Source organism: Waterburya sp. (genome assembly GCF_058530065.1).
In genome coordinates this window covers 1-15,706 of record NZ_JBZNBU010000016.1, presented here as the reverse complement: position 1 = coordinate 15,706, position 15,706 = coordinate 1, and the positions used below count along the sequence as shown (strand labels likewise).

General features: G+C 39.2%; 13 protein-coding genes. 8 read left to right on the top strand and 5 right to left on the bottom strand.

Translation table 11 applies throughout. The features are described from left to right. Positions 1-17 precede the first annotated feature (17 nt). Entirely contained in the window at positions 18-1,640 is a 1,623-nt protein-coding gene (gene groL / locus AC33VI_RS00985; RefSeq protein WP_491780401.1) for a chaperonin GroEL, read from the bottom strand. A gap of 101 nt (positions 1,641-1,741) precedes the next feature. After that, positions 1,742-2,053, bottom strand: a complete 312-nt coding sequence (gene groES, locus AC33VI_RS00980; protein ID WP_491780400.1) for a co-chaperone GroES — start codon at positions 2,051-2,053, stop codon at positions 1,742-1,744. A 116-nt stretch (positions 2,054-2,169) separates the two neighbouring features. Between groES and AC33VI_RS00975 the strand changes: the two genes are divergently transcribed. After that, entirely contained in the window at positions 2,170-2,325 is a 156-nt protein-coding gene (locus AC33VI_RS00975) for a hypothetical protein (protein WP_491780399.1), read from the top strand. A 7-nt stretch (positions 2,326-2,332) separates the two neighbouring features. Here the strand turns inward: AC33VI_RS00975 and apcB are convergent, their stop codons facing one another. Then, complete coding sequence (apcB, locus tag AC33VI_RS00970; protein WP_491780398.1) at positions 2,333-2,842, bottom strand: allophycocyanin subunit beta; 510 nt, start codon at positions 2,840-2,842, stop codon at positions 2,333-2,335. 383 nt (positions 2,843-3,225) lie between these two features. On the opposite strand from apcB, the gene glnA reads away from it, so the two are divergent. The 3 genes from glnA (at position 3,226) to AC33VI_RS00955 (ending at position 9,333) form a co-directional block, all read left to right on the top strand. Then, on the top strand, positions 3,226-4,647 hold the full coding sequence (glnA, locus tag AC33VI_RS00965; protein ID WP_491780397.1) for a type I glutamate--ammonia ligase: 1,422 nt from the start codon (positions 3,226-3,228) through the stop codon (positions 4,645-4,647). Positions 4,648-5,139: 492 nt separating this feature from the next. After that, positions 5,140-7,311 (top strand): glutamine synthetase III family protein, encoded by a 2,172-nt coding sequence (locus tag AC33VI_RS00960; RefSeq protein ID WP_491780396.1) that lies wholly within the window; start codon positions 5,140-5,142, stop codon positions 7,309-7,311. A 540-nt stretch (positions 7,312-7,851) separates the two neighbouring features. After that, the gene (locus tag AC33VI_RS00955) at positions 7,852-9,333 is read left to right on the top strand and encodes an ammonium transporter (RefSeq protein ID WP_491780395.1); all 1,482 of its coding nucleotides are present in this window, start codon (positions 7,852-7,854) and stop codon (positions 9,331-9,333) included. Between the two features lie 82 nt (positions 9,334-9,415). On the opposite strand, the gene AC33VI_RS00950 is transcribed toward AC33VI_RS00955, so the two are convergent. Beyond that, the gene (locus AC33VI_RS00950) at positions 9,416-10,570 is read right to left on the bottom strand and encodes a class I SAM-dependent methyltransferase (RefSeq protein ID WP_491780394.1); all 1,155 of its coding nucleotides are present in this window, start codon (positions 10,568-10,570) and stop codon (positions 9,416-9,418) included. Between the two features lie 257 nt (positions 10,571-10,827). Between AC33VI_RS00950 and AC33VI_RS00945 the strand changes: the two genes are divergently transcribed. The 4 genes from AC33VI_RS00945 (at position 10,828) to AC33VI_RS00930 (ending at position 14,383) form a co-directional block, all read left to right on the top strand. Further along, complete coding sequence (locus AC33VI_RS00945) at positions 10,828-12,606, top strand: fatty acyl-AMP ligase (protein ID WP_491780393.1); 1,779 nt, start codon at positions 10,828-10,830, stop codon at positions 12,604-12,606. 130 nt (positions 12,607-12,736) lie between these two features. Further along, a complete protein-coding gene (locus tag AC33VI_RS00940) occupies positions 12,737-13,051 on the top strand; it encodes a YbjQ family protein (RefSeq protein WP_491780416.1) in 315 nt (104 codons plus the stop codon). Positions 13,052-13,097: 46 nt separating this feature from the next. Beyond that, positions 13,098-13,541, top strand: coding sequence for a YbjQ family protein (locus AC33VI_RS00935; RefSeq protein WP_491780415.1), 444 nt, complete (start codon positions 13,098-13,100; stop codon positions 13,539-13,541). Between the two features lie 14 nt (positions 13,542-13,555). Next, entirely contained in the window at positions 13,556-14,383 is an 828-nt protein-coding gene (locus AC33VI_RS00930; protein WP_491780392.1) for a M48 family metallopeptidase, read from the top strand. 173 nt (positions 14,384-14,556) lie between these two features. Here AC33VI_RS00930 and dndD read toward each other — a convergent pair. Then, on the bottom strand, positions 14,557-15,706 hold a 1,150-nt coding region (dndD, locus tag AC33VI_RS00925), incomplete at its 5' end, for a DNA sulfur modification protein DndD (protein ID WP_491780391.1).

Sequence of the window (15,706 nt, the reverse complement as noted above, 5' to 3'; positions counted from 1 at the left end):
TCTAATAGCTTGAAATTCTAGTAATCAAAATCACCACCACCAGCAGCAGCACCTTTGTCTTTTTCGGGTTTGTCTACCACAATACATTCAGTAGTTAAGACCATTCCCGCAATAGAAGCAGCATTTTGTAAAGCAGAGCGAGTTACTTTAGCAGGGTCAACAATACCAGCTTCAAACATATCTACATATTCGTTTTTAGCAGCATTAAAACCAATGTTAAAGTCTTTCTCTTTAACTCTTTCTGCTACTACTGCGCCATTTTGACCAGCGTTTTCAGCAATTCTTCTCAAAGGAGCAGTTAATGCACGAGCTACGATAGTTGCACCAGTCAAAGCTTCGTCTGCCAGGTTGGCGTTTGCCCATTCTTCTAAACCAGGAGCGAGGTGAGCTAGAGTAGTACCGCCACCAGGAACGATACCTTCTTCTACTGCTGCTTTAGTCGCGTTGATAGCATCTTCTAGACGCAATTTGCGGTCTTTCATTTCGGTTTCGGTAGCAGCACCAACTTTGATTACCGCTACACCACCAGAAAGTTTCGCCAAACGCTCTTGTAGTTTCTCTTGGTCGTAGGAAGAATCACTAGCTTCAATTTGACGGCGAATTTGTTCGCAACGTTTTTTAACGCCTTCTTCGTTACCTTCTGCCACGATAGTAGTACTATCTTTGGTTATGTTGACGCGACGAGCAGTACCGAGCATTTCTACTTTGGCAGTCTCTAGTTTTAGACCAGCATCTTCAGAAATTACTTGACCGCCAGTTAAAACCGCAATATCTTCTAGCATAGCTTTGCGGCGATCGCCAAAACCAGGAGCTTTGATAGCAGCAACGTTTAATACACCACGCAAACGGTTGACAACCAAAGTAGCTAGAGCTTCTTTTTCTATATCTTCAGCGATAATTAATAAAGGTTTGCCTTGACGGGCAACTTGCTCTAGTACGGGAACTAAATCTTGTACCAAATTGATTTTTTTGTCGGTAATCAAGATAAGAGGTTCTTCCAAAGCAGCTTCCATGCGCTCTGTATCGGTTACAAAGTAAGGAGAAATATAACCTTTCTCAAAACGCATCCCTTCAGTAATTTCTAGTTCGGTAGTCATGGACTTACCTTCTTCTAGAGAAATGACACCTTCTTTGCCGACTTTATCCATTGCCATGGAGATCATATCGCCGACTTCTTGGTCGTTACCCGCAGAAATCGTTCCTACTTGAGCGATCGCTTTGCTGTCGCCAACGGGTTGAGAATGGTCTTGAATTTTAACTACTAAATGCTCGATCGCTTTGTCGATACCGCGTTTGATCGCAATAGGGTTAGCACCTGCTGCTACGTTACGCAAACCTTCTTTGACGATTGCGTGAGCCAAGACTGTAGCCGTAGTAGTACCATCACCAGCTACATCGTTAGTTTTGGAAGCAGCTTGACGAATGAGGGATACGCCTGTATTCTCAATGTGATCTTCTAATTCAATTTCTTTGGCGATAGTTACTCCATCATTAACGATTTGGGGCGCGCCAAATTTTTTTTCGAGAACTACATTACGTCCTTTGGGGCCAAGGGTAACAGCTACCGCTTCAGCTAGTAAATCGATACCTTTTTCTAGAGCGCGACGAGCTTCGTCGTTGTAAATTATAGATTTAGCCATAAAATTTGATTTGGTTGGGGGTGAAATGAACTAACAGTGAATAGGTTAAATTCTTGATGCTATGAGGTTGTACATCAACGATTTATAAATCAATCTATGACCTAGGCAACAGTTGCTAAGATATCTTTTTCAGATAGCAAAACGTAATCGTTGCCACCTAGTTTGATATCAGTACCAGCATATTTAGAGTACAAAACTTTATCGCCAACTTTTACTTCCAAAGGTGCGTGACCGCCATCATCTTTGGTTTTGCCAGGGCCTACGCCAACTACTTCCCCTATTTGGGGTTTCTCTTTAGCTGCATCGGGTAAGATAATTCCCCCAGCAGTTTGTTCTTCGGCTGCGCTGACTTTGACAAACACGCGATCGCCTAAAGGTTTTACGGTTGTAACATTAATGCTAATAGCTGCCATTCCAGATTCTCCAGAAAACTAAATGCTTATGATTGAATATTGCTTTTCTATAGATGAAAGTCTTCTTTTATTAGATTAGCACTCTCACCTTCCGACTGCTAATTTAGCTAAACCAGGTGACCTCTGGCAACGGTTTACTTAGTGTGGGTTACCGAACAACTATAAAGATTGGGAGTGATGGAGTGGTGGGATGGAGGAGAAAAAAAGAAAAAGCGATCGCCTTTCTGAAGAAAAAGCGATCGCATGGTGTCTTTCTCAAAGCTAACAACTAAAAGCTAGTTAAACTGAAACTTCACTTAATTGACGGGTCATATATTCAAAAGGTTCATCAACGAAACTAGTATCGCTAACGCCATTTTCTGCTGCCATTTCTTTAACCATATCCTTCATAATTTGGATGCCCACTACAGTAGGCCCAATAGGTACGCCCAAAGAATTGTAAGTTTCTCTCAAACCTTGTAATACTCTTTCGTCTAGAACGTTCATATTACCTGCGACTAAAGCATAACTAGCATAGCGTAGATAATAGTCTAAATCGCGCAAGCAAGCCGAATAACGACGAGTTGTATAGGCATTACCGCCAGGACGAATTAGTTCGGGAACTTCTTCAAATAGTTTTAAACCAGCATTTTTAACAATAGTGGCAGCATTACCACTAATCGCAGTTGCTACAGCTACTCTAGCCGTACCAGAAGTAAAATAGTCTTTCAGACTATCAATAGCATCGCGGTCTAAATAGCGACCTGAAATATCATAATTTTTAATTAGGTTGGTAACTGCGTCACGCATCTTACTTGATTTCTCCCAACAGCAATTTTTTATTTATTTAATCTGGCTAATATTATCAGCCATTATTTTTAAGCTAAGTTTTAAGCTACATTTATTTATAATCCCACATACAGAGACGAGACTATAGTTTGCTTCAAATTTTGACATCTTCATCAATTATCGACTCATTCAAAATAGGATTAAAGTCTCATATAAAGCTGAAATTTTCTGACGAACTAGGTTTTTTAGTCAATTTCGGCACATTTTTGCAAAGTTTATAGATTTAAAGTTTAGATAAAAAGTGATAATTCTATAACATCGATGGTTAGTTCGGGCGATAGTCGCGATCTAGCTATTGATTTAGATATTCAGAGATATAAAGAATTTATTAGGAGCAGATATTTATGCCCAAGACTGCCCAAGATGTCTTGAAAACAATCGCAGATCGAGATATCGAGTTAATCGATCTGAAATTTGTCGATCTCTTCGGTATTTGGCAGCACTGTACTTTTCATCGCAGTTTAATTGATGAAGATGCTTTTACTGATGGAGTTGCTTTTGACGGTTCTAGTATTAGAGGTTGGAAAGCGATTAACGCCTCTGATATGGCAATGGTTCCCGACCCTAATACCGCGTGGATCGATCCTTTTATGGAAACTCCTACTCTCAGTATGATTTGCTCGATTAAAGAGCCACGCACTGGAGAATGGTACGAGCGCAATCCTCGTTCCCTAGCCCAGAAAGCTGTAGATTATCTGAAGAGTACTGGCATTGGGGATACAGTTTATTGTGGACCCGAACCAGAATTTTTTATTTTTGATGATATTCGCTTTAGTCAATCAGAATATGAAGGGTTTTATCATATTGATTCTATTGAAGGAATTTGGAATTCTGGATCTTACGAAGAAGGTGGCAATTTAGGCTACAAAACCGACCATAAAAGGGGCTATTTTCCCGTTGCACCCTCGGATACCTTGCAAGATATTCGGAGTGAAATGTTGCTGACTATGGGTAAATGTGGCGTACCCATTGAGAAACACCACCACGAAGTAGCTTCTGCGGGACAATGTGAATTGGGAATTAAGTTCTCGGATTTAATTAGTGCTGGGGACTATGTTTTAACTTACAAATATATAGTTAAAAATGTAGCCCGCAAGTATGGTAAAACTGCGACCTTCATGCCCAAGCCTTTATTTAACGATAACGGTACTGGGATGCACACCCATATGTCTATCTGGAAAGATGGCAGTCCTCTATTTTTTGGGGATGGTTATGCGGATTTAAGTGAAACTGCCCTCTATTTTATAGGTGGAATCTTAAAACACGCCCCTGCAATTTTGGCGTTTACCAATCCTTCAGCGAACTCTTACAAACGTCTCGTACCTGGTTTTGAAGCCCCTGTGAATTTGGCATATTCCCAAGGAAATCGTTCCGCATCGGTGCGTATTCCCCTTAGCGGTAGCAACCCCAAAGCCAAACGCTTTGAATTCCGCTGTCCCGACCCTACTGCTAACCCTTATTTAGGCTTTTCTGCCATGTTGTTAGCGGGTATTGATGGGGTAAAAAATAAAATTGATCCAGGAGATCCCCTAGATGTAGATATTTACGAGCTTTCTCCCGAAGAATTGAGTAAAATTCCCTCTACCCCTGCTTCTCTCGAAGGTGCGTTAGAAGCATTGGAAAAAGACCATGAATTTTTGGTAGGGAGTGGAGTATTTACTAAAGACTTTATTCAAAATTGGATTCAATATAAACTAGATGCAGAAGTAAATCCGTTACGGTTGCGTCCTCACCCCTATGAGTTTGCTTTGTATTATGACTGTTAAACAGTATTAAGCAACGACTCGCGATCGCAATCTAATAGCAAGATTTTCCATGAGATCTTGCTATTAGTGGGGTTAAAACCTCAAAAAGTAGCAACCCCAACCGATTATCATTGGTATTGTGGATTGAGAAAATAAGGCACTTTCATCCTCAAAAAAGACATTAAGATTTATTGCAAGCATCTCCAAAATCCAAATCTAACGCCAAACTTAGATAAGTTTTGCCTAAATTAGTTGATTTAGAAGTATTAATTGGTTGTCAACAGATAAAATTTATAATTAAATTTAGAGCGGGCAACAATCAACGCCAAAACCGTACATAAATAAAGACTTCAGGTTAATTGATCAAAGCCCAAACAAGATTTATATAGCCTGAATTTTTTTTATTGTTGAAAACTAAGCATAATTCTGTTGCTTAGTTTACATTTTCTCAAATCATTCCCAAGATACGATCTAGCGGAATTCAATACATAAAACTAAAGAAATTTATTTGTCATGGGATACGAAACTCGCACGCAAGCGATCTATGAAATTAATAACCGCGAACCAATTCCCGTTGGCGCACCTAGCAGATTAGAAGATATTTGGGCAGCAGATGTTTTCAGCTTAAGCAAAATGAAACAGTGTTTGCCTAAAGCTGTCTTTAAATCTTTGAAAAAAACCATTCAAACAGGACAACCTCTAGATACTTCCGTAGCAGATATTGTGGCATCCGCTATGAAAGACTGGGCAATCGCCAAAGGTGCATCTTATTATGCCCACGTATTTTATCCCATGACCAACGCTACTGCGGAAAAGCACGACGGTTTTGTGTCTACCCAAGGAGATGGTAGTGCGATTTCTGAGTTTGCAGGTAAATTGCTGGTTCAAGGAGAACCCGACGGTTCTTCTTTCCCCAACGGCGGTATTCGTTCTACTTTTGAAGCCAGAGGCTATACTGCTTGGGATGTGACTTCTCCTGCTTACTTGATGGAGACAGAAAACGGCGTAACTCTCTGCATACCCACTGTTTTTGTCTCTTGGACGGGAGAAGCTTTAGACAAGAAAACACCTTTGTTGCGCTCTATTAGTGCGATGAATAAGTCTGCCACTAGAGTTTTGCAACTTCTGGGTCATACTGATATAGCCCCCGTAAGTTCTAGTTGTGGTCCAGAACAGGAATATTTCTTGATAGACGAACACTTTGCCAACAGCCGTCCTGATATCCTCTTGGCAGGTCGTACTCTTTTCGGCAAACCTCCTGCAAAAGGACAGCAATTTGACGATCACTATTTCGGTGCAATTCCCGAACGAGTTCAAGTCTTTATGCAGGAAGTAGAAAAGAAAATGTATCGTTTGGGTATTCCTGCTAAAACCAGACATAATGAAGTTGCTCCTGGACAATTTGAAATCGCACCAATTTTTGAGGCAGCAAACGTAGCTTCCGATCACCAGCAGTTAACGATGACTTTGTTACGTCAAACTGCTAAAAAACACGGTTTTGTTTGCTTATTGCACGAAAAACCCTTTGCAGGTATCAACGGTTCTGGTAAACACGTTAATTGGTCTGTGGGTAATTCTACTCAAGGTAATTTACTAGATCCTGGAGACACTCCCCACGAGAACGCTCAGTTCCTCATTTTTTGTGCTGCGGTAATTCGCGGGGTACATAAATATGGGCCTTTAATGCGTGCTGCGATCGCGAATGCTAGTAACGATCATCGTTTGGGTGCAAACGAAGCTCCCCCTGCAATTATGTCTGTCTACTTGGGTTCTCAGCTAGAAGAACTATTCAATCAAATTGCTTCTGGAGAAGTAAAAGACTACGGCAAAAAAGGCGAAATGAAAATTGGGGTAGATACTTTACCTCCTCTGGCTAAAGATGCGGGCGATCGCAACAGAACTTCTCCTTTTGCTTTTACAGGCAACCGTTTTGAATTCCGCGCCGTTGGCTCTAGTCAGTCTGTCTCTGGTCCCTTAATCGTACTCAACACTATGTTGGCTGATTCTTTATCGGCAATTGGCGACCTTTTAGAAGCAGAGTTAGGCAAAGGCACAGATCTTAATACTGCAATTCTCACAGTGTTGAAAGATGTGATGGACAAACACAGTGCCGTTATTTTTGGTGGTGACGGTTATTCTGCTGAGTGGCATAAAATGGCAGTAGAAGAAAGAGGCTTGGCTAACTTGCCTACTACTGCTGATGCTCTACCTTGCCTTAAAGAAAAATATATTGAAGAATTATTCGAGACAACTGGAGTACTTTCTCCCGTAGAGTTGGAAAGTCGTTATGAAGTTTACGCAGAACAATATCTTCTTTCGATTGAGGTAGAAGCCAAACTAGTTATTGATATTGCCAAAACTTCTATTTATCCTGCTGCTATGAGACATCTAACTGATATGTCCCAAACTATTGGTGTAGTGGGAGATATGGGAATTGAATTAGATAAAAGCAATATTAAAACTGTTGCCGAGTTGACCAACTCTCTAACTTCTAAAGTTTCTCAGCTGGCTTCTGTCATAGAAAAAGAAGATTTTGCCGATACAGAAGAACACATGAAGTATTGTGCTTATACCATCCGTCCTTTAATGGATAGTGTCAGAGCCGATGTAGATGCCTTAGAAGCAGAAGTAGCTGACGATTTGTGGCCTCTACCTACTTATCAAGAAATGTTATTCATTAAGTAATTAATTTGCTTAATCTAATGTAATCTTTTGTCAAAGACCATCCTAAAAGGACGGTCTTTTTTAGTAGCTAATTGGTGAAGAAAACTGATTAAAATCAGACAGTCTAACTTAATATTTATTAAATAATATTTTGGATCGGAATAGATCGCTAACGGCGATCGCGCGATCAATAAACTACAGATTTTTATCTGCAAAGCTAGATATTTAGTATTTTTTCTGCCACTTGTAAATTTTTTTTTCTATAATGATATTTGTATATTTTTTGTAAAGCTTCCTCAAATTCAAGAAAAATATTAAATTATTTTTAGCTTTTTAAAGTAACAATTAATTTTTCAACAAATTGTTAAGACTATCTATCTAGATACTTTAATTAAGTTGTTATTTATTGTTTTTTTTAAAACCTTTAATAGTACACTGTTTTTATTTAAAAAACAGTGTAAATTAATACGGCAATAAAGGAAAAAAAATCACAAACTAGACAGAATTGAGTTTGTAATTGTAGACAAACAAAATATATTTTTTAAATAAATCGAAGTGTAGATGAATTCTAAATTCTTAGAAGTAAAACCAACATCTCGCACGAGTAAGGCGAATGTTGATAATCAAATCAAAGGATTGATTCCAAGACCTTTGAGACCAATATTAAAATCTTTCTCTCCCGCATGGCTTATCTGCATCCCACTAGCAGCGGCAATTGTTGTAGTTTGGGATTCTGCTGCCACAGCCCAAGGATTTGATGCTCCTGCCAACGTAGACGAACTAAGAGTTGTCTTAGACTCTATTTTCTTGCTATTTTGTTCCGTTCTCGTCATTTTTATGAATGCTGGTTTCGGAATGTTGGAAGCAGGTTTCTGCCGTCAGAAAAATGCGGTCAATATATTAGCTAAAAACTTAATTGTATTTGGTATTGCCACCCTTGCTTACTGGGCAGTGGGTTATGCTTTGATGTATGGAGAGGGTACTCCCTTCATCGGTTTGAGTGGATTCTTCTTCAATGGCGATCCCGCTCCTTATGGTAACGATCCTTACCCCGCAGCTGTTCCCGAAGCAATTTCTTTCTTATTCCAAGTTGCTTTCGCAGCTACCGCAGCTACGATAGTTTCTGGTGCTGTTGCAGAAAGAATCCACTTTGGTGCTTTCCTAATCTTCAGTACTCTTTTAGTCGGATTTTCCTATGCTGTTACAGGACACTGGGTATGGGATGGAGGTTGGTTGAGCGAAATGGGCTTTTCTGACTTTGCTGGTTCGACGGTGGTTCACTCCGTTGGAGGTTGGGCCGCTTTAGTTGGCGCAGCTATTCTTGGTCCCAGAATTGGTAAATACCAAAACGGACGTATTAGTGCAATTCCAGGACATAACATGGGTTTTGCCACTTTAGGTTGTTTGATTCTCTGGATTGGCTGGTTTGGTTTTAATCCTGGTTCTGAATTGGCTGCAACAGCTAATGTCCCTTACATTGCCGTAACTACTAATCTAGCAGCAGCAGCAGGTGGTGTAGCTGCAACCTTTACCTCTTGGATCAAAGATGGCAAACCAGACTTATCCATGATTATTAATGGTATTTTGGCTGGTTTAGTTGGTATTACCGCTGGTTGTGCTGATGTAAGCTATTTATCTGCTGTAATTATCGGTTTGATTGCTGGTATTATTGTGGTTTTCTCTGTTGCTTTCTTTGATAGCATCAAAATTGACGACCCCGTTGGTGCAACTTCCGTTCACTTGGTCTGCGGTATCTGGGGAACTTTGGCAGTAGGTATCTTTGGTACTGGAAACATTGTGACTCAAATTATCGGTATTGTTTCTATTGGTGCATTTACTGTCATCTTTAGTGCGATTGTTTGGACTATTCTCAAAGTGACTATCAGTATTCGCGTTCGTGAAGACGAAGAAAGACGTGGTTTGGATATATCAGAGCACGGCATGGAAGCTTACAGTGGATTTGTGAAAGAAGCTGATGTACTTTCTGCTGGTGGTGGCAGTGCGCCTGTAGGTATGAACCCTGCTGAAAGTTCTGAATTCTAGTTTAAAGTTATTAATTTCTAAAATTTAATTTCGTTTTGCCATTGCGATCGCAATGGCATTTTTGTTGTTTGGGGTGCAAAATTCAAAACATGGGTGGAATTGTTAAGCCCGTTAAAGTTTTTTCCGACTGGATAAGATTTTTTCCTTGAATTAACACGCCAAAATTACCCATACCTGTAGGATCGATTAGCTGGTGTAAAGCATTGCGACGCTGAAATATTTCCTCAATATTATATTTACCACTAGAAAGATCGTTCAAGCGATCGCCCAAACCTAGAGCCATCAGAAATAACCCTTGTTGACTGTAACCGAGGGTTTCCAAGTTAGATAATTCTCCTTGACGTTGTAGGGCTGTAAAATCCACATGAGCGGTAATATCTTGACGACCCAAATTAGCGTAAGGATTATTGTGATGGCGATGTTGAAAATAGCATTGCAAAGTGCCTTGGCTGCGACTGGGACGATAATATTTGTCGGCTGTGTAACCATAATCGATGGTCAGGAGATATCCTCGTTTTAGTTTGTTCGCCACCGATGATAGCCAATCCAAAGCCTGGAGATTAACTTCTGTACGGTAATTTGGAGGGTATTCTGGTTTTAAGAGGTTTATACCTACTAAATCAAAATACTGGCTAATTTTTGGGTTAGCAAGAGGATGTAGAGTTTCGGTCAATTCTTGATTATGGAGAGATAAACAAACTTCTGACAGGCGATCGCCTTTTTTCACTACTAAATGAACGGGAAAAGCATCCACCAATTCGTTAGAGAAAAAGCAACCTTCGATGCTGCGATCGCTTAACTCGGCTAAAGTCGTCCAAGTTATAGAAAAAGAATCTAATTTTTCTCGCTGAATTGCTCTCAAATTAGGTGACTGTTCGATGATTATATATCTAAGAGCTTGAAGAAAAGATTTCTCAGCCTCTGACTGCAGGCAATTTAAAATATCTCCTGCCAAGTTACCATTACCAGCCCCCATTTCCACTAAAGAAAAAGAACTAGGGCAGCCAAGATTGTGCCACATTTCCTGAAACTGAATTGCTAATAGCTCGCCAAAATCTTGTCCCAAAGAAGAAGAGGTGTAAAAATCTCCCTCTTTACCAATAGCGATCGCACCAGAATTATAATAGCCATATTCCCGATGATATAAAGCCAAATTCATATAGTCCGCAAAGGTAATCCGCCCTGGGGGAGAATTTTTAATTTCAGTAATAATAATTTTCTCTAACTCATTTATCATTGAACATTAAACATTTATCATTGAACATCTAGATAATCACCCCGTCACCTTGTCACCCCGTCACCTTGTCACCCCGTTACCCTTTCTACGACAGACTATTCTCAAGGTGTCACAACTGTACTCGGTTTTAGCAATGATTGATGTAAGCTGTTGGGGAATTTAATATCTCTAGTAAAATATTATGCTCTAAAGCGATCTATACTTGGATTCTCGAAAAGTAAGATATGGTGTAAATTGATTTAAGCGATCGAAAGTGAATGAGTGGTCTAAAAAACAAGATTAAAGCAGCTACCTTGGTGGAAATTCTTCGCAATCGAGTCGAAGAACAACCACATCAGAAAATATACAGTTTTTTGGTGGATGGAGAAACCGAAGAAATTAGTTTAACTTATAGTCAATTAGAACAAAAAGCTAAAGCGATCGCAACTTATCTTCAATCTATCGCTTCTCCTCAAGATAGAGTCTTACTACTATATCCTGCGGGATTGGATTACATTACTGCTTTTTTTGGTTGTCTTTATGCAGGACTAATTGCGATTCCTGCCTATCCTCCTCGACCGAATAGATCCCTAAGTAGAATTGAAAATATTCTCCAAGATGCTCAAACCGATTTGGCGTTAACTAATCGGGAAACCCTTCAAAGTTTAGGAAGGCAGCTAGAAAAAACTCCCGACCTCAAAAATTTACGCTGGATTACTACAGACGCTATTACGATAAATCAAAACGACGCTTGGCGAGAACCAGATATTTCAGAAGATACCCTTGCCTTTTTACAGTATACTTCTGGTTCTACAGCAGAACCTAAAGGAGTTAAAATAGCCTATCAAAATTTGCTGCACAACCTCGAAGCAATTCATCGCTGCTTTAGACATTCACCTGAAAGTAAAGGAGTAATTTGGTTGCCACCCTATCACGATATGGGGCTGATCGGTGGAATTCTTCAGCCTTTGTATGGTGGTTTTCCAGTAACTTTAATGTCTCCCCTAATATTTTTGCAGAATCCTTTACGCTGGCTAAAGGCTATATCTCGCGAAACTGCTACCACTAGTGGAGGACCTAATTTTGCTTATGATTTATGCGTGCGCAAATTTAAACCAGAACAATTAACTGGATTGGATCTCAGTAGTTGGCAAGTAGCTTTTAATGGTGCAGAACCGATTAATAACAAAACATTAAATCAATTTGCCGAAACTTTTGCTCCCTATGGTTTCGATCGTTCTGCTTTCTATCCTTGTTATGGTATGGCGGAAGCGACTTTAATTATTTCTGGTGGTTCGGGAGATAAAGCAATAGTTACTCAAAATGTAGATCGAAAAGCCCTAGAAGAAAATAAAATTGTTCCGAGAGACGAGCATGATTCCAATCCTTACACTCTTGTAAGTTGTGGTAGAAGTTTAAGAGATCAAAAAATTGCGATCGCCAATCCCGAAACCATGGTCAGTTGTCAGCCAGGAGAAGTAGGGGAAATTTGGGTATCTGGTGCGAGTATTGCCAGAGGTTATTGGCAACAACCAATCGTCACCGAAACAACCTTTAATGCTTATCTAAAAGATACTAATGAAGGACCTTTTTTACGAACTGGCGATCTGGGTTTTGTCGATGGAGGAGAATTGTTTTTTACTGGTCGTCTCAAGGATACAATCGTCATTAAAGGACGCAACCATTACCCCCAAGACATCGAGAAAACTGTAGAAGAAACTAATTCCTGGATTAGACCTAGTGGCGTCGCTACTTTTTCGATTGATGTTGGGGGAGAAGAGAAATTAATTGTTTTAGCTGAAGTAGAGCGTCGTTATTGGACTAGCAGTCGTTCTAAAGCTAAAGGGAATGGCAATTCTCATGGCGATTTGATTGATGTCAAAGATTTGACTCAATTAATTAAGCGGGAAATATCTAAAAACCACGATTTGCAAGTACATACCACTCTTTTGCTGAAGCCTGGTAGTTTGCCCAAAACATCTAGTGGTAAAATTCAACGTCACGCCTGTCGCACGGATTTTTTGGCTAATACTTTGGAAGGTTTGCCGATTAATTAATAACTATTAATTAATTAAATTATTGAATGATTCTGGGGAATTATGATGGTTAGAGTTATGGAAAATTATAATTTAGGTATTAATTATGACCTCGCAATATTCGGCAACTAATTCTATTAGAACTGAAAAAATGATTATTACCACCTTAGAAGGAGTACCAGGTAAAGAAATTATCGAGCATTTTGGTTTAGTGCAAGGTAGTACTATTCGTGCCAAGCACGTCGGTAAAGATATTATGGCTGGGTTTAAAAATCTTGTTGGTGGAGAGTTAAAAGGGTATACAGAATTATTACAAGAAGCTAGGAAAGAAGCCATAGATAGAATGATCGAACAGGCTAATTTTGTTGGTGCTAATGCAGTAGTTAACGTGCGTTTTGCTACATCTTCTGTGGCTCAAGGAGCAGCAGAACTTTTTGCTTATGGAACGGCAGTGAAAGTTGAATAGACTTTTTCTCAGTAATAAATAACAAGTAATAAGTGATTAGCACAAAATTATGGATTTAATTGTTTTTGCAGTCTTGCTTGGGGTTGGTTATTTTGTAGGTAGCTATGTTGAAAAAAAACACTATCAAGATATTAAGAAAAGAGAGCGTCAAACTCTTCACGTACCAGTAGTTACCTTTGGTGCGAAACAAGAAATTCCCCACGCCAATGAGGCAGCCCTTTTCTTGGGAAGCGTAGTTGTTTCGGCTGACTATTTTAAAATATTTGCTTCTTCTTTACGCAACCTTGTAGGAGGCAGGGTGGTAGTCTATGAAAGTTTACTCGATCGCGGGCGTAGGGAAGCTATTTTGCGCATGAAAGAACAAGCTATTGCTTGGGGGGGAACTCAAATATATAACGTGCGCTTGGAAACATCTAATATTGGTAGCCAAGGAGGAGGAAAAGGACTAGCTGCCATTGAGGTAACCGCTTATGGTACGGCAATTCGTTAAGTTTCAGATCGATTATGGTTTATAATCCGAAAGAAATTCCAGAGGGCGTAAATGTTACTAAAGTACATCCTCTGGTTAATTTTGCTTATTTGTTAGCTACGGTAATAGTTGTTAGTGGATTGGTTTATTTGGGGTTGGGCGCGATCGCAACTCAATTGGCACTGCGTATTTCTCCAGAAATGGAAACTAAAATAGGTCAAAGTATAATTGCTGAAGTTCCCAATCTCGATCGGGAATCTACCCCACGACAGCGAGAATATTTAGAAGATTTATTAGCATCTCTACAAAATTCAAATTTAGATAATTACCCTCCTCTAAAACTTCATATTCAACAAGACAAAATTGCTAATGCTTTTATTTTTCCTGGAGGACATATTGTTGTTACCAATACTCTTTTGCAAGAAGCAGAATCTGAAAACGAATTGGCTTTCGTTCTCGCTCATGAATTGGGACATCATATAGCCAGAGATCATCTCAAAGGTTTAGGACGATCCCTTGTTTTGTTAACGATAGCTAGCGTTTTAGGAATTGGAGGAGGTAATGCCGATGTTGTGGGATTTACAGGCTCTTTAAGTAATCTCCATTACAGTCGCCAGCAAGAGTCAGCAGCCGATGTGTTTGCTCTTTCGGCAATTATAGATATTTACGGACATGGTGGCGCTAGTTTGGATTTTTTCCATCGCATACAAACCAAGAAGAAAGATCGAAGAGGTAAAGTTTCGGCTTATTTTTCTACCCATCCCCTAACCTCAGCCAGAATTGATGATTTAGATCGAATAGCAGCAGAACAGGGATGGAGTATGAAGGGAGAACTTACTGCTTTACCAGATGATATTTTTTAATTTTGTACTGAACCTCAGTTCGGGTTAAGAGAATTTATCTGTCAAGTTATCCCTCTTTTGTCATTTTATTGATTTTCGTGAGCTTCATAATTCTTGAATTTTGTGACCAATACCATAACCCTTATAAATATAAATCAGTTAATTGAACTTATCCCGAATTCACGTTACTGAGGTTATTCAAAAAAATACCCAGCTTCTACAGTAGTTTGACGTTTTTGCGGGTTATATTTGAGTAGATATTCTCTCGCAATTGCTTCTTGTTTTCTCAGGCTAGTTACCTCTTGTGCGCCAATTTCTGTATCTGTAGAAAGTAAAATTACTTGATGGGATGCGCTGGGAAAATATCGCTCAATTAAATTGTTGCGGTGGGATGAATCTAGTCTGCCTAAAGGAGTATCGATCGCCACGGGTAAATTTCTCCCCGATACTCTGGCTAAACCCCACAAAAAAGCGATCGCCAGTAGTTGTTTTTCCCCTGCTGACAAACGTTGTTTGGGGAATGGTTTTCCTTGACTATCGTATAATTTTAGTTTGTAGCGATCGCTATCTATAGTAACGCGATTAATTAAATTGGTTTTATGAAGTAGATATAAAAAACAATCTTTAACTTCAGTTTCTAGTTTATTGAGTTTTTTAAGAGTTAGTTTTTCTTTAAATAGTTTGAGTTTTGCTTGGGCTTGACTGGCAGAATTAATGATATGTTCGTCATTTATTTTACCTACTGCATCTTCGCTATAATTTTTTAAGGTACGATTTAATTCTTGCTCGATACGTTCGATTTCTCGCTCTATTTTAGCTAGTTGTTCGTTAGTTAGTTCGTAGCGTGCTAAAGACTTATTTACTTCTTTTCTTGTTTTCTCGACTGCCTTCAATAACTTTTGATAGTCTTCGGGAGATGCTGCACTAGCTAGTTGAGCTTCTGTGGTATCTATTTGAGTTTTTATGTTATTAATTTCTGCGACAATCTTACGAGATAAATCTACTTCTGTAGTTAGGCGATCGCAATTTATTTTTAATTGTTGTAATTCTTTTTCAGTTAAATCTAAAAAGCTATCATCTGCATCAATAATAGATTCAAAAATTACTTGATTTTCCGTACTAATAAAAAAATTAATTTTATCAATTGTTTCCTCAGTTAAAGCAATATCTTCTAAATAGCTAAGTAACTTGCGATCGCGGTCTTCAATAATATTTTTTGCTTGTCGAACTCTTTGGGATTGAAGTTCTTTATCTCCTCGAATAATTGCTTTATCTAATAAAGGTGTAATTAAAACTAATGGCAACCTACTATTTACCAAATCGATTAATTCCAGTCTTTTAGCT